The 17882-nt window shown below is 73.5% G+C and carries 19 protein-coding genes; 11 read left to right on the top strand and 8 right to left on the bottom strand.

Annotation, left to right across the window (positions count from 1 at the left end; genetic code table 11):
* Nucleotides 1-68: 68 nt before the first annotated feature.
* Both AB5J87_RS01555 and AB5J87_RS01550 read left to right on the top strand, forming a co-directional pair.
* Nucleotides 69-311 (top strand): hypothetical protein, encoded by a 243-nt coding sequence (locus tag AB5J87_RS01555; RefSeq protein ID WP_369373015.1) that lies wholly within the window; start codon nucleotides 69-71, stop codon nucleotides 309-311.
* Nucleotides 312-588: 277 nt separating this feature from the next.
* On the top strand, nucleotides 589-810 hold the full coding sequence (locus tag AB5J87_RS01550; RefSeq protein WP_369373013.1) for a hypothetical protein: 222 nt from the start codon (nucleotides 589-591) through the stop codon (nucleotides 808-810).
* 50 nt (nucleotides 811-860) lie between these two features.
* On the opposite strand, the gene AB5J87_RS01545 is transcribed toward AB5J87_RS01550, so the two are convergent.
* A complete protein-coding gene (locus tag AB5J87_RS01545; RefSeq protein ID WP_369373011.1) occupies nucleotides 861-1826 on the bottom strand; it encodes an Lrp/AsnC family transcriptional regulator in 966 nt (321 codons plus the stop codon).
* Nucleotides 1827-1941: 115 nt separating this feature from the next.
* Here AB5J87_RS01545 and AB5J87_RS01540 point away from each other — a divergent pair, with 115 nt between their 5' ends.
* Entirely contained in the window at nucleotides 1942-3378 is a 1437-nt protein-coding gene (locus tag AB5J87_RS01540; protein ID WP_369373009.1) for an FAD-dependent monooxygenase, read from the top strand.
* A 460-nt stretch (nucleotides 3379-3838) separates the two neighbouring features.
* Here AB5J87_RS01540 and AB5J87_RS01535 read toward each other — a convergent pair whose 3' ends face one another.
* On the bottom strand, nucleotides 3839-4324 hold the full coding sequence (locus tag AB5J87_RS01535) for a MarR family winged helix-turn-helix transcriptional regulator (protein ID WP_369373007.1): 486 nt from the start codon (nucleotides 4322-4324) through the stop codon (nucleotides 3839-3841).
* A gap of 147 nt (nucleotides 4325-4471) precedes the next feature.
* On the opposite strand from AB5J87_RS01535, the gene AB5J87_RS01530 reads away from it, so the two are divergent.
* From AB5J87_RS01530 to AB5J87_RS01505, 6 genes are all read left to right on the top strand, one after another.
* Nucleotides 4472-5638: a PP2C family protein-serine/threonine phosphatase gene (locus AB5J87_RS01530; RefSeq protein ID WP_369373005.1), complete on the top strand. Its 1167-nt coding sequence runs from the start codon at nucleotides 4472-4474 to the stop codon at nucleotides 5636-5638.
* Nucleotides 5639-5781: 143 nt separating this feature from the next.
* Complete coding sequence (locus AB5J87_RS01525) at nucleotides 5782-6693, top strand: STAS domain-containing protein (RefSeq protein ID WP_369373003.1); 912 nt, start codon at nucleotides 5782-5784, stop codon at nucleotides 6691-6693.
* A complete protein-coding gene (locus AB5J87_RS01520; protein WP_369373001.1) occupies nucleotides 6690-7103 on the top strand; it encodes an STAS domain-containing protein in 414 nt (137 codons plus the stop codon). Before AB5J87_RS01525 ends, AB5J87_RS01520 begins: the two co-directional genes overlap by 4 nt.
* Nucleotides 7100-7549: an anti-sigma regulatory factor gene (locus AB5J87_RS01515; RefSeq protein ID WP_369372999.1), complete on the top strand. Its 450-nt coding sequence runs from the start codon at nucleotides 7100-7102 to the stop codon at nucleotides 7547-7549. Before AB5J87_RS01520 ends, AB5J87_RS01515 begins: the two co-directional genes overlap by 4 nt.
* On the top strand, nucleotides 7546-8634 hold the full coding sequence (locus AB5J87_RS01510) for a SpoIIE family protein phosphatase (protein WP_369372996.1): 1089 nt from the start codon (nucleotides 7546-7548) through the stop codon (nucleotides 8632-8634). The genes AB5J87_RS01515 and AB5J87_RS01510 overlap by 4 nt, the downstream gene beginning before the upstream one ends.
* Nucleotides 8631-10457: a PP2C family protein-serine/threonine phosphatase gene (locus AB5J87_RS01505; RefSeq protein WP_369372993.1), complete on the top strand. Its 1827-nt coding sequence runs from the start codon at nucleotides 8631-8633 to the stop codon at nucleotides 10455-10457. Before AB5J87_RS01510 ends, AB5J87_RS01505 begins: the two co-directional genes overlap by 4 nt.
* A 45-nt stretch (nucleotides 10458-10502) precedes the next feature.
* On the opposite strand, the gene AB5J87_RS01500 is transcribed toward AB5J87_RS01505, so the two are convergent.
* Together AB5J87_RS01500 and AB5J87_RS01495 are read right to left on the bottom strand one after the other, a co-directional pair.
* The gene (locus AB5J87_RS01500; protein WP_369372991.1) at nucleotides 10503-11009 is read right to left on the bottom strand and encodes a MarR family winged helix-turn-helix transcriptional regulator; all 507 of its coding nucleotides are present in this window, start codon (nucleotides 11007-11009) and stop codon (nucleotides 10503-10505) included.
* A gap of 164 nt (nucleotides 11010-11173) precedes the next feature.
* Entirely contained in the window at nucleotides 11174-11596 is a 423-nt protein-coding gene (locus AB5J87_RS01495) for a DUF6003 family protein (protein ID WP_369372989.1), read from the bottom strand.
* Between the two features lie 298 nt (nucleotides 11597-11894).
* On the opposite strand from AB5J87_RS01495, the gene AB5J87_RS01490 reads away from it, so the two are divergent.
* Nucleotides 11895-12167, top strand: a complete 273-nt coding sequence (locus tag AB5J87_RS01490) for a hypothetical protein (protein WP_369372986.1) — start codon at nucleotides 11895-11897, stop codon at nucleotides 12165-12167.
* A gap of 118 nt (nucleotides 12168-12285) precedes the next feature.
* Here the strand turns inward: AB5J87_RS01490 and AB5J87_RS01485 are convergent, their stop codons facing one another.
* Nucleotides 12286-13278, bottom strand: coding sequence for a MerR family transcriptional regulator (locus AB5J87_RS01485; protein WP_369372984.1), 993 nt, complete (start codon nucleotides 13276-13278; stop codon nucleotides 12286-12288).
* A gap of 248 nt (nucleotides 13279-13526) precedes the next feature.
* Here AB5J87_RS01485 and AB5J87_RS01480 point away from each other — a divergent pair, with 248 nt between their 5' ends.
* Nucleotides 13527-14093 (top strand): sigma-70 family RNA polymerase sigma factor, encoded by a 567-nt coding sequence (locus AB5J87_RS01480; protein WP_369383327.1) that lies wholly within the window; start codon nucleotides 13527-13529, stop codon nucleotides 14091-14093.
* Nucleotides 14094-14174: 81 nt separating this feature from the next.
* Here the strand turns inward: AB5J87_RS01480 and AB5J87_RS01475 are convergent, their stop codons facing one another.
* The 3 genes from AB5J87_RS01475 to AB5J87_RS01465 are packed head-to-tail and all read right to left on the bottom strand — an operon-like array spanning nucleotide 14175 to nucleotide 17677.
* Nucleotides 14175-15728 carry an FAD-dependent oxidoreductase gene (locus tag AB5J87_RS01475; protein WP_369372981.1) on the bottom strand — a complete coding sequence of 518 codons (1554 nt, stop codon included), beginning with the start codon at nucleotides 15726-15728 and terminating at the stop codon, nucleotides 14175-14177.
* Nucleotides 15725-16444, bottom strand: coding sequence for a class I SAM-dependent methyltransferase (locus AB5J87_RS01470; RefSeq protein ID WP_369372979.1), 720 nt, complete (start codon nucleotides 16442-16444; stop codon nucleotides 15725-15727). The genes AB5J87_RS01475 and AB5J87_RS01470 overlap by 4 nt, the downstream gene beginning before the upstream one ends.
* Before the next feature lie 39 nt (nucleotides 16445-16483).
* A complete protein-coding gene (locus tag AB5J87_RS01465; RefSeq protein ID WP_369383325.1) occupies nucleotides 16484-17677 on the bottom strand; it encodes a lycopene cyclase family protein in 1194 nt (397 codons plus the stop codon).
* Between the last annotated feature and the right edge of the window lie 205 nt (nucleotides 17678-17882).

The raw sequence follows: 17882 nt of genomic DNA, 5'->3' as shown, positions 1-17882 counted from the left end.
CGAACGCAGGACCGCATCGCATCGTCAGGCACTCTGTCGGGCGTCCCGGCTTTTCAGGAGGACATGCCATGTACCGTCGCGCAGCAGCCGCTCTCGCCACCGCCGCCACCGCCGGAGCCCTCGCGCTCACCACCGCCGGTGCGGCCCAGGCCAACCCCGGCCCCGACTTCTCCCCGATCAGCCACCACACGTCGTACGCCGACTGCCAGGCCGCCGGCCAGGCCGGATACCGGGTCTGGGGCCCGATCTTCTTCTGCGAGCCGCTCAGCTCCACCCGCCAGGACATCATCGTCCTCTGGGTCCGTCACTGACCTGACGACCACCTCCGGAAACCCGGTGGGCACCCGGCCGCCCGCGCGGCGGCCGGGATGGCCGGCGCCGGACGTGAGCAACGACAGGGATCAGTCCGCGTCGCCGAGCGGCGGAACCGTAGAGCCGGCCTCCGCGTGTCCGCTGGTGCGGGGCTGCCAGTCGTGCGTCGAAGGCGGCGAGTTGGCGGCGTTTGAGGAGGCGTTCCGGTGAAGGACAATGGATAGAGGGTAGGAAGAGCCAGACGGTCGAAGGCCAGGTTTTGCACGGGGGTTTGTGATGGTGACGCTCGCTGTGTTTCTCGGAGTGCTCGTGGCCGTGGTGATCACCCTCGTATGGGTGGTGCTGCGGCGGGGCAACGGATCGACGGACCATGCGGAGGGGCTGCTCATCGAGGAGGCGCGGCGCCAGCAGGCATACCGCGACCGGCAGTCCTTCGGCACCTTCGCCCAGCACAACATGCCGCCCTCCATGGGGGACTACTTCCACACCCAGCCCTGAGAGACGCGTCCCGGGCGTGCCGATCCGTGGGTGCCGATCAAGATCGGCCGCTAGGCCCTGTTCGCCGCCTGCTTGACGGTCCTGATCACCGGTGCCGTTTCGAGGTGGGTGACGGCCGGGAGGGCGGCGACCCGCGTGGTCAGATACCGGTACAGCTCCTGCTGGTCCGCGCACACCACGCTCGCGTACAGGTTGGTCGGGCCCGTCGTGGCGGCGGCGAACGCGATCTCCGGATGTCCGGCCAGCGCCTGCCCGGCCTCCTCCAGATGCGCGGGCGCCACCGCGAGCCAGAGCAGGGTGCGGGCGTGCGCACCGAACATGCGCCAGTCCACGTCGAGGTCGAGATAGAGCAGGCCGTGCGCGCGCAGCTCCGTCATCCGGCGCCGGACCGTGGTCGGCGACCAGCCGGTCGCCGACGCCAGCTCCTCCAGCCCGGCCCGGCCGTCGACGGCGAGCCGGGCGAGGAGCCTGCGGTCACCGGATCCCAGACGTATGCGTCCGCTCCGACACGGAACCGGGGGCGGGCGCAGCCGCGCGATCTCCTCCTCGTCCAGCGAGCCGAGTTTGCCGACGAGGCTGTCCGGGCCGCCGTAGAAGGCGTGCAGGAGTGGGTGCGCGGTCACGCCCTCCACGCGCGGGGTGCGCGGGAGCTTGGCCAGCAGCAGCGCCTCGCTGTCGACCCTGCTCTCGCTCCGGACCACGCAGGTGATCTGGGTGCCGCCGGAGCTGAGGCTCACCCACGAGGTGTCGGGGCGTCTGGCCAGCGCTTCGGCGACCGGGAGCGAGGCTGCGGGCGCGCAGCGCACCCGCAGCGACCACAGGACGGCGCCCAGCGAGGTGGTGTCGATCCCGCCGAGCACCCGTACCGCCCCGGCCGACCGCAGACGGGCGTAGCGGCGGGCGATGGTGCGGTCCGACACACCGAGAACCTCGGCGATGGCGCTGAACGGGGCCCGGCCGTCGATCTGCAGGGCGTGTACGAGTCGCCGGTCCAGCTCGTCGTAGTCGGATTCCACCGGGCCGACGGTAAGGCGTGTCAGATATCGACGCAATGGAGGGGGTTTCTGGCTGGCGCGGCTCGGCTGAAGCAGCGTGGTTTCTGTCCTGATCGGCACAGCCAGAGGAGAGATTGTGGACACCGATGTACTCATCGTCGGCGCCGGTCCGACCGGAATGACGCTGGCCAACGAGCTGCTGACGGCGGGGGTTTCGACCGTGCTCGTCGACAGGCTGGAGCGGCGCACGGAACTGTCCAAGGCGGGTGGCGTGCAGTCCCGCACCCTGGAGGCCCTCGACCAGCGAGGGCTGCTGGAGCCCCTGCTGGCCACCGGAGACCACCGCGTCACCCTGGGCCACTTCGCCGGGGTGCCCCTCCCGTTCGACTCCAACCGCCATCACCTTCCGTGGCGGACCGTGCCGCAGGCGGTGATCGAGGGGTTCTTCGAGGAGCACCTCGCCGCCCACGGCCTCCACGTGCGGCGGGGGCACGAACTGGCCGGACTCTCCCAGGACGAGTCCGGCGTCGACGCGGTCTTCACGAACGGCGCCGCCCTGCGCGCCCGTTACCTCGTCGCCGCCGACGGCGCCCACAGCACCGTACGGTCGCTGCTGCGGGCCGGGTTCCCCGGTGAGCCGGGTACGTTGACGATCACGGCCGCCGATGTGCGGCTGGGCGGTACCGAGCCGGACGCGGCGCACACCTGGAAGGGGGACGGGCACTGGGCGGCGGTGTTCCCGCTCGGCGTCGACGGGCGGGGCAGGCAGCTGCGCCGACTGGTCCTCGGCGGGCCGGACCAGTTGCGGCCGAGGGAGACCCCGGTCACCGAGGACGAGGTCCGCCGGGGCCTGAACACCGTGTTCGGAACGGCGGTCCAGCTGCTCGAACTGCGCTATGCCCGCCGCATCACCAATGCGTCGCGGCAGGCCGAGCAGTACCGGCACGGGCGGGTGTTCCTGGCGGGTGACGCGGCCCATGTGCATCTTCCGCTCGGCGCGCAGGGCATGAACACCGGAATGCAGGACGCGTTCAACCTCGGCTGGAAGCTCGGCGCCGCCGTGCACGGCTGGGCGCCGAAGGACCTCCTGGACACGTATCACGAGGAGCGGCATCCGGCCGGGGCCGCCGTGCTGCGCAACGTCCGGGCGCAGAGTCTGCTGATGGACTGGGCCGGAACCCGCGATCCGGAGGTGCTGGCCGCCCGCGAGACGTTCATGGACCTGGCCCAGCTGCCGGAAGTCCAGCACCGTCTCGCGGATGTGATGTCGGGGATGGCCCTCCGCTATCCGATGCCGGGCAGCGCAATCCATCCACTGATCGGCCGGCCGGTGCCGGATCTGCGCCTCGGCCGGGTCCGCGTGCACGAACTGCTGCGCTCGGGGCGCGGCGTCCTGCTGGACCCGGCCGACGCGCTGGCGGAGACCGCCGCTCCCTGGTCGGACCGGGTGGACCGCACCTTCCAGGGCGCTCGGACCGAGCCGATGCTGATCCGCCCGGACGGTTATGTGTGCTGGGTGGGCGCGGCCGATCTGGAACCGGCGCTTGAGGGCTGGTTCGGCGAGCCTCGCTGAGCGGGCGCCGTCCCGGGCCGCCGTGGGGGAGCGGGTGTCCTCCGCGGCGGCCCGGCCACGGATGCAGGCGTCGGGTGATTCCGGAGCCGGACCCGGGCGGGCCCGCGGTTGTCCTCCGCCCGCCCCGCGCCGGTCGTGCGCGCCGGGCGCACTTCCGCGCCCCCCTGCCGCCACGAGATCTTGCCCACAAGAGGTAAGGGGTGTGGCGACAGGGGGTACACGGATGCGGTGTGAGAGGGTGGCGGAGAGTGAATAGTTGCCGTAGGACAACTAAAAGCCCAAGTGCTGAAGGAGCCGTGCGGACCGTGCGCGGGAAAGGGCGTGCGATGGTGCGGCGGGTCCGGGCGGCGACGTGTGCCGGTCGTCGGTTCACGCGGGCGGCCGGCGGTTTCGCGCCGGGCCGGGCCGTACGGGGACTGGGCCGGGCCGGTCGGGCCGGACGGCTACCGTGCGGGGACCGTCAGGCCGTACGGCTGTCGGCGTCCTCGGAGCCGTCGTGCATCTGCGCCTCGGCCGCGGCGCAGAACGCCTCCAGGCCGCGCAGCAGCGCGGCCCGCTCGGCGCTGGGCATCTGCTCCAGGACCGCCTGCACGGCGCGCTCCCGGCGGGCGCGCAGGTCGGTGAGGAACGCCTGGCCCCGGCTGCTGAGGTGCAGGCGGACCTCGCGCCGGTCGGTGGGGCTGGTTTCGCGCTCGATGAAGCCGGTGGCCTGGAGCCGGTCGCACAGACGGCTGGTCGAGGGCGGTGTGGAGGCCAGGAAGTCGGCGAGGGTGCGCAGGTTGATGCCGTTGCGGTGCTCCAGGACGAGGAGCACGCGCAGCTGGGACGCGGAGGCCGGTGCGGTGGAGGCTCTGCCCCACAGGACTTCCAGGAGCTCCGCGGCCGTGGAGGTCACGCGCGCGATCTCGTTCGGCACGGGGCGGGGGCGGAAGGCGGTCACAGTCACACTCTCGCAGGCGCTGGGATGGTGGCCAGCCTACTAGGAGTGTCGTCGGCGCGAGATGAGTCGATGTTCCGGCGTAATTGAATCACCCCATTTCATAGCTTGTTTCCGATATGTGCCTCTACTTGGAAGGGCTTGGTGTTCCCGATCGTGAACAGATATGTGTCAGCAGAGCGTGCCCTGCGCACGGCGGCGCCCCATGAGCTTCTCGACGCGGTCCGTCGTGTGCTGATCGAGCAGTACGCGGCGGACTCCGTCGAGCTCTTCATGGCCGACTACGGCCTCACGGTGCTGCAGCCCGTGTCCGTACTGCCGCACACGCTGGAGCCGGTGTCGGCGCACAGCAGCCCGGCCGGGCGGGCCTTCGGGGCCCAGGAGCCCTTCGTCGAGGGCGCGGACGGCGGCCCCCTGCGGGTCCATCTGCCCGTCACCGTGCGCGGTGACCGGCTCGGCGTGCTGACGGTGGCGTTCGCGGGCGAGGAGCAGGTCGCCGACTGCCTGGCGGAGCTGGCGCAGATCGCCGAAATGCTGGGGCACGAGGTCGTCGTCGCCGAGCGGGACACGGACCTGTATCTCCAGGCGCGGCGCAAGGACCGGCTCACCCTGGCGGCCGAGATGCAGTGGCAGCTGCTGCCGGGCCGCTCCTGCGCCCGTCCCGAGTACGAACTGGGGGCGCAGCTGGAACCGGCGTACGCGATCTTCGGCGACAACTTCGACTGGTCGGCGACGGCCGACCGGTTCACGCTGTACGTCTCCAACGGCATGGGGGAGGGGATAGAGGCTTCGCTGCTGACGAACCTGGCGGTCAACGCCCTGCGCAACGCCCGGCGCGCGGGCATCGGCCTCGCCGACCAGGCCGCGCTCGCCGACCAGGCGGTCTACGCGCACTACCGGGGGCGCTGCTATCTCTCGGTGCTCATGCTCGACTTCGATCTGGCCTCGGGGCGGGCGTGGGTGGTGGACGCCGGTTCCCCGCAGCTGCTGCGGCTGCGCGACGGCGTGGTGGAACGCGTCCACTTCGACGCCCAGTTGCCGCTGGGCATGTTCGAGGAGACCGACTATGTGACGCAGGAGTTCCAGGCGGAGCCGGGCGACCGGCTCATCTTCGTCAGCGACGGGGTGTACTCGGTGGCCTCGCCGGTGGGCGAGACCTACGGGGACGCCGCGCTGGCGCGGGCGATCACGGCCACCCGGCTGCTGCCGGCGGCCGAGGTGCCCAGGGCCATACTGCGCGAACTGGCCGGGCACCGCGGCAAGAACCTGCCCGACGACGACGCGCTGGTGGTCTGCCTGGACTGGCGGGGGCGGTCGACGTGAGCCGTATCTCGTACCCCGGTCCGCCCGTTGACGATCACACGGTTGTTTGCACCAAACCCCGCCGCTAATGTTTGTCATGCGGCAATAATTGTCGGATGGCCCGCCGGACGGCGGGCCCGGGACCCACAGGACGAGGGAGACGTATGCAGGCGCCGGAACCGGACGCGGCCCACCAGGCGGCCCAGGAGGCAGCGGCGGCACGGACCGCCGACTTCCTGGGGCGCCGCCAGGAGCAGATCGCCCAGCGATGGGCCGACGCGGCCCTGTTCCGTACGGTGTTCACGCTCTCCCGCGACGAGGCGGTGGAAGCGGGCAAAGCCGTCGTGGACGCGCTGTCCACGGTGGCCGCGTCCCGTCGCCTGGAGGACATCACGGCGCCCGGCTTCCTCCCCGTACGCGAACAACTCCAGCGGATGGCGGCCTCCTTGGCGCGCACCGGGGCGACCGCGGCGCAGATCGCCGACGAGGTCGCGGCGCTGCGCGGGCCCGTCGACGCCCTGCTGCGCGAGGAGTTCGAGGACCCGGCCGGCGACGAGGCGCGGCAGTGCGCGCTCGCGCTGGCCCTGCTGATGGGCACGCTCCGGCTGGTCGTCATGGAGACGGCCCTCAGCTCCGGGCAGGAGCTGATCGAGCGGCAGCGCCAGCAGCTCCTGGAGGTCGCCACACCGGTGATCCAGCTGTGGGAGAGCGTCGTCGCCGTGCCGCTGATCGGCACCCTGGACAGCGCGCGCAGCCAGGTGGTGATGGAGAACCTGCTGGACGCGATCGTCGCGCAGCGGGCCCGGTACGCCATCCTCGACATCACCGGAGTCCCCACGGTCGACTCGCTGGTGGCCCAGCACCTCATGAAGACCGTGGCCGCCGCCCGTCTGATGGGCGCGGAATGCCTGGTGTCCGGCATCCGCCCGGCCATCGCGCAGACCATCGTCCACCTGGGCATCGACCTCGGCACCGTCGTCACCCACGCCACCCTGGCCGACGCCCTGGCGTACGCGCTGCGCCGGCAGGGCGTCGTGGTCAGCTCCGGCACGCCCGGCGGAGCGGGCCCGCAGTGAACGGACTGCCCTCGGGATCCCCCGCCCAGGTGCCGGTGCTGGCCCTGGGGAGCCTCCTCCTGGTCACGCTCCAGGGCGAGTTGTACGACGGGACGGCCGAGCAGCTCCAGTCCGACCTCACCGAGCGCATCGCCCACAGCCATGTGACCGGCGTGGTGATCGACATCTCCGGGGTGGAGATCGTCGACTCGTTCCTGGGCCGGATCCTGGCCGAGATCGCCTCCAGCGCGAGGCTGCTGGCCACCCGCACCGTGGTGGCCGGGATGCGGCCCGCCGTGGCCATCACCCTGGTCGAGCTCGGACTCACCCTGCCCGGCCTGGACACCGCCCTGGACGTCGAGCGTGCCCTCGCCCTGCTCGGGCACGGCTCGGCGCCCGCTCCCTCCGTCCCTGCGTGGGAGGACGCGTGACACACACCTCCCGCCACACCGCCACCACCTGCCTGCCGATCGGCTCGGACGCGGACCTGGCCTGGGTCCGGCAGGAGGTGCGGCAGGCGGCGGCCGAGCTCGGCTTCGGGCTCGTGCAGCAGACCAAGCTGGTGACCGCGGCCAGCGAACTGGCCCGCAACACCCTCATCCACGGAGGGGGCGGGCGCGCGGAGGTGACACCGCTGACCGGCGGTCCCGTGCTCGGGCTGCGCGTGACCTTCGCCGACTCCGGCCCCGGCATCCGGGACCTGGAACAGGCGATGACCGACGGCTACACCTCGGGCGGCGGTCTGGGGCTCGGGCTGAGCGGTGCCAGACGGCTGGTGCAGGAGTTCACCATCGACAGCACCCCCGGCCAGGGCACCACCGTCACCGTCATCGCCTGGGCCAACCCGATGACCCGGCCGCGTACGGGGCCGCGATGAGCCGGGTGTGGGACATCCCCGTGCAGGACTCCACCCGGGTGCGGGACGTGCGGGTCGCCGCCGAGGACGCCTGCGCCCGGGCGGGGCTCACGCCGTACCGCACCGCTGCCGCCGCCCTGGTGGCCACCGAACTGGCCACCAACCTCCTCAAGCACGCCGGAGGCGGCCGGATCGCGATCAGCCTGGTGCACGGCGTGGACACCGCCGACGCGCCCGGCGGACCGCTGGTGCAGCTGGTGTCCCTGGACCACGGCCGGGGCATCCCCGACATCGCGACCGCCCTGGGCGACGGCTACACCACCAGCGGGTCCTCCCTGGGGGCCGGGCTCGGCACCTGTCTGCGCATATCCAATGACTTCGACCTGCACAGCACCCCGGGGCGCGGGACGGTCGCCGTCGCCCGCATCGGCCCGCCCGCCCCCTCGGCACCGGGCGGGCAGCGGCGCCCGGCCGGGCCGCGGATCGGCGGGATCAACATCCCCCTCGCCCAGGCCGACTGCTCCGGCGACGCCTGGCACTGGGCCCGCACCGACACCCGGCTGACCCTGCTGCTCGCCGACGGGCTCGGCCACGGCCCCCAGGCCGCACGCGCCTCCACCACCGCGACCCGCGAACTCGACACGTGCGCGCACCTGCCGCCCGCGGAGCTGCTGCGGCGCCTGGACACGGCTCTGCGGCCCACCCGGGGAGCCGCCGTCGCCGTGGCCCAACTCGACCTGGAGGAAAGCCAGTTGTCGTTCGCCGGGATCGGCAACATCGGCGCGCGCCTCTACGCCGACGGCGCCTGGCGCCCCTTGCTGTCGCGGCCCGGTATCGTCGGCGCCCAGCGGCCCGCCACCCTGCCCGTACAGCAACTGCCCTGGCAGGACGACAGCCTCCTCGTCCTGCACAGCGACGGCCTGCCCAGCCGGTGGAGCCCGCCGCACGACCCCCATCTGCTCACCCACGACCCGGCAGTGGTGGCCGCGGCCGTCCTGCGGGACGCCGGAAGCGCCGCCAGCCCCCTGCGGGACGACACCAGCGTGGCCGTACTGGCATCCGACCGGGGCCGGAGCGGCCCCCGACCGCCGGACGGGCGACCATGACCGACACCCCTCAAGCCTGGAAGATCACCTCGGCCCGGGACGCGGCCCGCGCGCGGGCGCTCCTGGACCGGCTGAGCGCGGACGCCGGGGCGCCGCTGCTCCAGCGCGCGCGCCTGTCGGCCGACCTCGCCGCCCAGTTGCGCCGCTGCCTCGCCCGGGGCGGCGCGTGGGAACTGCACGTCCACGCCCTGGGGCCCGCCGCCGCGCACGGCCCGCACCTGCGGATCACCCTGCGCATGGCGGGACAGGAGGCGGGCGCGGACGACCAGTGGCAGCGTTCGCTCGACTGCTCCCACACCCCGCGTCCGTCCCTCGCCCACCAGGAGCCCCTGGACGGCGAAGCCTTCGCCGAGGCCGTCCTGGCCGCCGCCGCGGACACCGCCGAGCTTCTGGACCGGCTGGAGGACGCGGAGAGCCAAGTCCGCTTCCACCGCGAGGAACTGCACCAGACCAACCAGGGCGTGGTGGCGATCCACGCCGAACTCGAAGCCGCCGCCCTCGCCCAGAAGGAGCTCCTCGCCGCCGAGCAGGCCGCCCGGGCCGAGGCGGAGAACGCCCGGCGCCTGCTGACCTTCCTGGCGGACGCCAGCGACGCGGTGGCCGCCTCCCTGGACCACGAGGACATCCTGAACCGGCTGCCCGACCTGCTGGTCCCGGGGTACGCGGCCCGCGTCGACGTATGGCTCTTCGACGAGGAGGAGCGGGCCGCGCGCCACGACAGCCGCCCGGCCGCCGCCGTCACCGCCGCCCGCACCGGCCGCCCCCAGCACGCCGCCGCCCACCCCGGCGGCCTGCCCGGCATCGACGACCTGCCCGCCTCGGCCTTGGCCCCCACCCAGTCCGTCCTGTGCATCCCCCTCATCGCCCGCGAGCCGCTGGGCGTCCTGGTCCTCACCGCGAGCCGCCCCCGCATCACGCCCGAGGAGAGCGTGATGCTCGTCGAACTCGCCCGCCGCACCGCCACCGCACTGGACAACGCCCGCCGCTACGAACAGCACCGCGACACCGCCGAAGCGCTCCAGCGCGCCCAGCTCACCGACCTGCCCACCAGCTCCCACGTCCACCTGGCCGCCCGCTATCTGCCCGCCACGCACGGCCTCAACATCGGCGGCGACTGGTACGACGCCTTCCCCCAGCCGGACGGCAGCCTGCTGGCCGTCATCGGCGACGTCACCGGACACGGGCTGCGCGCGGCCGTGCTGATGGGGCAGCTGCGCACCGCGCTGCGCGCCTACGCCGTCGAGGGCGACGGCCCCGGCCGGATCCTGACCCGGCTGCACAACATGCTCCGCCACCAGCAGCCCGACCTGTACGCGACCGCCGCCGTCGTCCGGTTCCGGCCGGGCGATCCCACGGTCGTCTGGGCGGCGGCCGGGCATCCGCCACCGGTCGTGCGCGCCCCCGACGGTTCCGTACGCATCCTGGACGCGCGTCCCGGCATCATGCTCGGCATCCCGATGTCGTACGAGTACCAGGACCACACCGCCCACCTGCGGCCCGGCTCGACGCTCGCCCTCTACACGGACGGCCTGGTCGAGCGGCGCGCGGCGGGCATCGACGACGGCATCGGCCGGCTCACCCGGGCGCTGGCCGAACTGGACCCCTGGGGTGTGCGCCACGATCTGGACACGGCCGCCGAGGCCCTGCTCAAGCCGATGATGCACGACTCCGAACGCGACGACGACGTCTGTCTGCTGCTGTGTCACACCGCCCTCGACGACGTGTCCCCCGTCCAGGGCGCGGACCTGCCCGCACCCCGGCCGGCGGCCGAGGAGGCGCGGCACCGGGCCGGTCGTCGCGGCGGGGGTACGGGCGGCGGCTGAGAGCCCTGCCGGTGAGTCCCCGCCTGCTCCCGGGGGCACGATCCGTCAGGGGCGAGGCGGCCCGTCGGGGCGCGGCAGCGTAGCGCCCTGGGCCTCCAGGAAGGCCCGCATGCCCCGGGACAGCGCCAGGCGTTCGGCCCGCGCCATCGTCTCCAGCGCGCCCGCCAGGGCCTGGACCCGGCGGTCGGCCACGTCCTGCAGTACGTGCCCGCCGTGCTGGGTGAGGCTCAGCCGGACCTCGCGGCGGCGCAGGGGGTGCAGCGACCGCTCCAGCAGGCCGGCCGCCTCCAGCCGGTCGCACAGGCGGCTGGCCGTGGGCAGCCCTATGTCCAGCCGCTCCGCCCACCCGGTCAGGTTCAGGCCGGGGGCTCCTTGCAGGATGCGCAGGGCCCGCAACTGGTGCAGGGAGAGCCGCATCGCCGCGCCGTTGGCGGCCATGGACCACAGGCCGGTCAGATGGTCGACGGCATCGGCGATCTCCCGGGCGATGGCATCGGAGCCATCGCCCGCTCCCTTCGCAGCGTCGTCACCAAGGCCGCCGAGGTGGTTCACAAGCGCGTCTCTTTCAGTGATCTGCGGGCTGTGCGGATATTCCGCCCATCCCCACGCAGTACCCGAAGGAGCGACGCGCAAGCCGTCCCGCCACGGATCCGTGTGCGCGGGGCGGCGGTTCCGCCCGCGATCACGTGTCGGCCCGGCCGGCCGACGCGCGGGCCTCACACCGTCAGCTGCGCGATGTCCTGTGGGTCGAGGCCGGTCAGCTGGGCGATGCGCGGGCCCGGGATGCCCGCCGTGAGGGCCCGGTGGACGAGCCCCTGCCAGTCCTCGGTCGTCTCGCGGAACTCCAGCAGTTCGCTCTCCATGTCCGTGACCGACTGGGGAGCGCACTGCTGCTGCACGCGTACGGTCTCCTCCTCGCTCAGCGGGACCGGAAGGCGTTCGGCGTCCTCCGGGATGAACGCCTCGGCCCCGGCGGGCAGGATCCGCACGTGCTCGGAGGAGGCGGAGAACCCGTGGGCCTGCAGCCACCCGTGGACCGCCGGGGTCTGCGCGCATTCGAGAGCCCCCACCGCGGCCAGGGCCGCGCCCAGTCGGGGATGCCGCTCGGGAAGGAGGAAGAGGTAGGCGTCATCGGCCATCGCGGGGCAGTCGCTTTCTCATGGACAGCAGCGTCGCCCGATGTTAACGCGCCGACGGGTGGCGGGGCGGCAGTTACGGCGGCACCGGCACGGGGGATTCAGCCTTCACCGCACCGGCGGGTTAAAAATTCATGAGACTTGATTCAGTGTGCAATTCAGGAGGGCGCGCGTTATGTGATGGGCAACTCATTCTCACTCCCGCGCGCCCGTTCAACCCCGGTATTGCGAACGGGAATTGGTGATAAAAATGTGGTCGCCCAATCTCGTTGGGTGGTTCTTCTGCTCGAAAGGTGGAGTCATGACTCAAGCTCTCAAGCGGGTGTTCGCCCTCGGCGCGGCGACCGCCGCGCTCGTCGGGGGAGTGGCCTTCTCGTCGGTGGGCGTCGCCGAGGCCGCGCCCGCGCACTCCGTCGTGACGGCGACGCACGGCGGCAAGCAGAAGTGCCACATCGTCAAGGGGTACTGGACGAAGACCTGGCACAAGGCCACCCGCGACCGGCACAGCAAGGTCCACCCGGGGTACTGGACGAAGACCTGGCACCCGGCGCGCAAGGTCTGCGAACGGCGGTAACGTCACGGCCGGGCCGCGCGAAGAATCCGTGCGGCAGCCCTAAAAAGGTCACCAAAAACGACGCGGAGCCTGTCGGAGAATTCCTCCGGGAGGCTCCTCGTTGTATTCCGCGCACAATTCAGCGAACCGTCGGGCCGGGGCTACTGGCTTTCCTGGACAGCAGGTTGAGGGCCTCGACGAGACTGCGCGGGCGCGGCAGGCCGGGTGTTCCCGTGCGGTGTCCCCAGCCCGGCCCCGCGAGCAGGACGACGGGGCCGCGCCGCGCGCCCCGCATGCCCCAGTGCGTGCCGGCGAGGTGCTGGGCGAGGGGGAAACTGGCCGTCGAACGGGTCTGGGACCACAGCACCACGGCCTCCGGACCGGTGCGCCGCACCGCGGCCGTCAGCGCCTCGGTGGGTACGGCACCGCCGAGGATGCGGACGGCCGCGCCGCGTTCGCGCAATGCACCCTCCAGCGCCTCCAGCGGCAGGGTGTGCTGTTCGTCGGGAAGGCAGGCGAGCAGGGCGGGCGCGGCTTCGGGCGGGGGCGGGGGACAGGGCAGCAGGAGCGGGACGCTGCGCAGAGCGGTGGAGATCGACCACGACAGCATGTGCTCGACCTCCACGTAACGGTCGCCGCCCGCCTCCCACTTGCGGCCCACCGCGTACAGGGCGGGCATCATCATCTCCTCCCACGCCGTCACCACGCCGTGCTCCTGGAGGAACGCGTTGAGCCGGGCCTGCACGGCGGGTGCGTTCAGGCGTACGGACGCGCGCGCCAGGCCACGGGTCTCCGGGCGGACGCTCCCGGCCGACGGCGGCCCGGTCTGCCGAGCGGGTGCGGACCGCGGGCCGGGGACGCCCCCGGGCACAGAGGCCGCCTTGGCGGCGCGGGCCGCTTCGGCGGGAGGCACGCCGAGGGCCGTCAGCCGGCACATCTCCTCGACCAGCGCGATGTCCGCCGCCCGCCAGCGCCGGTGGTGGCCGCTCTGGCGCTGCGCGGGTCCGAGACCGTAACGGCGGTCCCAGGACCGGATCGTCATCGGTGACACGCCGAGCCGCCGCGCGAGCACGCCGGTGGTGACCCCGACGTCCTCGGACGGAACGCTCCCGGGGGTGCGGTCGGTACTCACGCCCGCACTATACGACGCACATCCGATGCGACTTGAGACCGTGCGACAGGGCTTTGCAGGGTGGGGCGGCCGGACACCGCAAGGGGCGAAAGCCGCACCACCGGTTCGTGCGTCGGTCGGCCGCCGTACGCGGCGCGACCCGTTCGCGCCGGAGTGGTCGTCGGAGTGGTCGAGGAGGAGCACCGATCGTGACCGCACCGTGGGCCGCCCGTCCGGGAGTTGACAGCACCGAGAGCACCAGGTCAGGGGTGTGCGCCCAAGGCGCGCTCGGCGACAAGGAGTTGGCCGAGGGGTTCGCCCGGGGTGACGAAGCCTGCCTAGTCGCCGCCCATCAGCGCTGGAGCGCCATGGTCTACACACTGGCGCAGCGGGCGCTGGGCGACGCGTGCGAGGCCGAGGACGTCACCCAGTCGGTGTTCCTCGCCGCCTGGCACGGCCGCTCCACCTATTCACCCGCACGGGGTGTCCTGGCCGGCTGGCTCGTCGGCATCACGCGGCACACCATCGCGGACACCCTGTCCGCCCGGGCGCGCCGTGCCGAACTCGTCAGGACGGTGGGTGCCCACCTCGCCCACCGGGAGTCCGACCCGGCGGCCCGGCCCGAGGCCGCGCTCGACCGGGTGCTGGTCGGCACGGAGCTGGGGAAACTGGCCGCTAGCCAGCGCCGTGTGCTGCGGCTCGCCTACTTCGACGGCCTCACACACACGCAGATCGCCCAGCTGACGGGATGGCCGCTGGGCACGGTCAAGAGCCACGCCCGCCGCGGACTCCACGCACTCGCCCGCCGACTGCGTGAAAGCGGCGCGCCGGTGTGAGGCCCGGCGGTCAGCGGGGACGGGTCCGCGATACGCGAGGCGGAACAGGCGCCGCCCCGACCCCGCCTCCCGGGGGCCCGGTCACCGTGAACCCCAGCCGCTCACCGTGCGCAGCAGAAGTCCGCGCCCCCGGTCCGGTACGGTCCACAGCTGCTCACCGCGTACGTTCCACTGGGCCAGCAGCGCGTTGGCGGCGAGGAATCCGGTGGTCGCCGCCCGCTCCATCAGCGCCACCGGCAGGTCCACGCGCACCAGGTCCCCGGCCAGCACCACGCGCGGGTCCGGAGTGCGCACGCCCGGGCGGTCCGCGTGGGCGCCGAGCGGGAACAGGGGGCAGTCGGCGCGCCACTCGTGGCGGACGTCGACCACCCGGGCGGCGCGGGTCTCCGGGTACACCAGGTGGAGCTGGTCGATGAGGCGTTCCTGCGCACGCTCCTGGGGGTCGCCGGGCCGCAGCGCGTAGGCGTGGAGCTCCACCACGGAGCCGCCGGTGCGCTGCGCCCACTGGGCCGCCTCCCCGTCCCAGCGTTCCAGGACGCTGACGTTGTCGAGGCCCTCGTAGCCGCTGGTGCCCAGGAAGCCGGGCCGGTCCGGGGCCACCGGCCGGTCCAGCCACAGCCGGGTGACCAGGAAGGGCGGGGCGTTGCGCAGCCCGGCCACGCGCTCGCGCCACGCGGCGTCGCCCAGCCGGTCGCACCGGCCCACCAGTGAGCGCAGCCCCGCGGTGTCCAGGGCCAGGACGACGGCGTCGTGCCGCCGCGTACCGCCGGCGCTCACCTCGTAGCCGCCGTCGGGCAGCGGCTCGATGTGCTCCACGGGGACCGAGGTGCGGATGTCGGCGCCGTGGCGCTCCAGATGGGTGGCCAGAGGGTTCCACAGGGCCTGGGCGAACGGGGCGTCGGGCACGTCGAAGAGCAGACCCTCGGCAGAGCCCAGGAAGTAGATGTGGAACATCAGGGCCATCTCGGCCGCCGAGAGCCCGCGCGGGTCGGCGAAGAAGCTGCGCGAGAACACCTCGAAGGCCAGATGGCGGGCGCTGTGCGGGAAGCGGATGCGCTCCAGGAAGTCGTGGGCGCTCGTGTGGTCGAGCCGGGCGTAGACGTCGGGGACGCGGACGTCGAGGAGCGGCAGGGCCGCGCCCGCGCGGATGCGGCCGAGGTCGCGCAGACCGAAGGAGGGGCTCAGCGCCACGAACCCGAGCGCGCTCCACGGCGGTGTGCGCGGGACGTGTCGGAAGCTGTCCCGCATGCCGTCGCGGTGCCGCAGCGGGTAGTCCGGCAGCGTGGTGAGCCGGGCGAGCAGCGGATCCGTGCGCCGCAGCAGGCTCCGCAGGTTGTAGTACTGACGGAAGAAGGCGTGGAACCCGCGGCTCATCGTGGCCCGGGAGCCGTCCCGCAACTGGGTCGGCCAGGCCCCGACCCGGCCGCCCAGATACGGCTCCCGCTCGTACAGCGTCACGGCCACGCCCCGCTCGGCCAGCGCGGTCGCGGCGGCGAGGCCCGCGATGCCGCCGCCCACCACGGCGGTGCTCGGCCGCTCGCCCCCGACGCGTGCGGCCCCGGCCGGGGGCGGCAGCGCACGTGCCTTGCGGTCGCGGCCGGGGCGGCGGTGCGGGTGCCGGGACGGGCGGTTCACCGGGCTCCCCCGGCGCGCCGGGCGACGAAGGTGTGGGTGATGCCGGTCTGCCAGCCGGGCAGCGGCAGGACGCGCACCGTCTCGAACCCGGCGGTGCGCAGGCGTGCGGCGAAGCGGTCGGCGGTGTCGAAGTCCACGACGCTGCGCCACAGATGGCGGTAGAGCTCGCCGTCGCCCAGGGCGCCGGCCAGCGGCTGGACGAGGCCGCGGCACACCAGATTCCACACCGCCCGGTCCCTCGCGCGGCCACTGAGGGTGTACTCGTGGACGCCGAACCTGCCCTGGGGGGCGAGGAGTTGGTGGACGGCGTCGAGTACCGGGCCGGGGTCGGCCAGATTGCGGAAGAGGTAGGCGGCGAACACCGCGTCGAACGGCCCCCGCACACCGGCCCGCGCGAGCTCTTCGGCCGGTGCGTGGACGAAGGTGACGTGGCCGGGCCAGGGTTTGGCGGCGGCCCGTTCGAGCATGCCCGCGGAGGCGTCCACCGCGGTGATGGCCGCTTCGGGCAGCGCGGTGTGCAGGGCGGCGGTGGAGGCGCCGGTGCCACAGCCGAGGTCCAGGACCCGCAGGCCCCGCCCGTCGCCGCGCAAGCCGAGGCGACGCACCGAGCGGCGCAGGTGGGAGTGGTAGCCGGGGTTGACGGCCACCAGCGCGTCATAGCTGCGGGCGGCGTGGTCGAAGGCGACGGCCAGATCCTGGTCGCGCAGCAAGGTCATGCGGTCTCCCGTGAGCGGTGAGCGGTGAGCTGTGTGCGGTCAGGTGCGGTCGTAGGGGCGGCGCGGCAGGAAGGGCAGCTCCAGCGCCGCACGCAGCATCGGCGCCACCGGGGTGCGCAGCCCGATGGCGAGGTCCTGGTGGAGGCGGGTACGCCCGTCCAGGAACCGCAGGAGCCGCCCCAGCGGCACCCCGGCGAAGAGCCGGGCGAACAGCTCCGGCCCCTCGACCCGGCCGCTGTCCAGGGCGCGCAGCAGCACGGCGTCCATGGCGCGCGAGCGGGCCGAGTGGGCGGGCGGCGGTACGGGCCTGCGGCCCTGGTGGAGTGCGGCGGCCACGGCCCGGGTCTGGCGCTGGAGTCCGGCGAAGGTGTAGCCGGTCGCCGGGCGGGTGGCGCCGCCCGCAGCGCCGATGCGGAACACCGACGCCCCCGTCTGGCGGGTGAGCGGCGCGTCCGTCATCGGGATGACGCCGGTCTCGGTGGAGACCACCTCCAGCTCGCCCAGGCGCAGCACCTCCGAGGCGTACTGGCGCACCGCCGCCTCGTACTGACGCGGTGTCAGGACGCGGGGCGAGAACTCGGTGTACTCCACCAGCGCCTCGTGCGGTGTGAGCGGCAGCAGATAGCCGAAGGACAGGCCCTGCGCGGGCTGGGGCGTGCGGAAGTCCATCAGGTCGGCGGTGGTGGGATCGAAGCCGGGGCGGGCGGTGCGGACGAAGCAGCCGTGGAAGTGCTGGAGCAAGGTGGTGCGCGCGGCCGGCAGACTGCCCAGCGGGCGCGAGTCGAACACCCAGCGGGCACGCAGCACGCTCGGGCGGCCCCGGCCGTCGCGCAGATGGACCCGGGCCCCGCAGCGGCCGTCGTCGACCGCTTCGACGGTGGCCTCCAGGCGCCGGACGGCCCGGTGGCGGGCGAGCTCCTCGGCCACCAGCGCCTCGAAGGCGTCCGACCTGATCATCTTGTACCGCAGGGGCGCGATGTCGCCCTCCACGGGCGCGCCGGTGCGCGGCCGGGCGCGCAGCCGCTGCCAGGACGCGCTGACCGCCGCGTCGAAGCGGCCGGGCCCCGCCTCCCAGAAGCACCAGGTCCGGCGGGGCGGGCGCAGCGGGCCGGGCGGCGGATCGATGAGGGCCGCCGTGTACGCGCGCGCCCGGAACCGGGGCCCCGACAGCCGGTGCGCCAGGGACAGTCCGGCGGCTCCCGCGCCGATGATGGCGACATCCGCCTCGTACACCACGGCCTCCTTCTTCCGGTTCTTCACGCTTGCCGGTTCTCCGCGACTTTCCCGTTCTCCGCGACGCCACGTCCCCAGCATTCCTGTCCCGGGGCCCGTTCGGATGCACACCACCCGCTCGTGTGACGGCGGCCCGCTGGTGGGCGAATCGGCCCGGGGCGGGAAGGGATGCGCCCGTGTCCGTGGCGCGGGTCGCCCCCGGCTG

Source organism: Streptomyces sp. cg36 (assembly GCF_041080675.1).
Taxonomy (GTDB): domain Bacteria; phylum Actinomycetota; class Actinomycetes; order Streptomycetales; family Streptomycetaceae; genus Streptomyces.
Note: the sequence above shows the minus strand (reverse complement) of the source record. Positions and strands in the feature narration are given on the sequence as shown.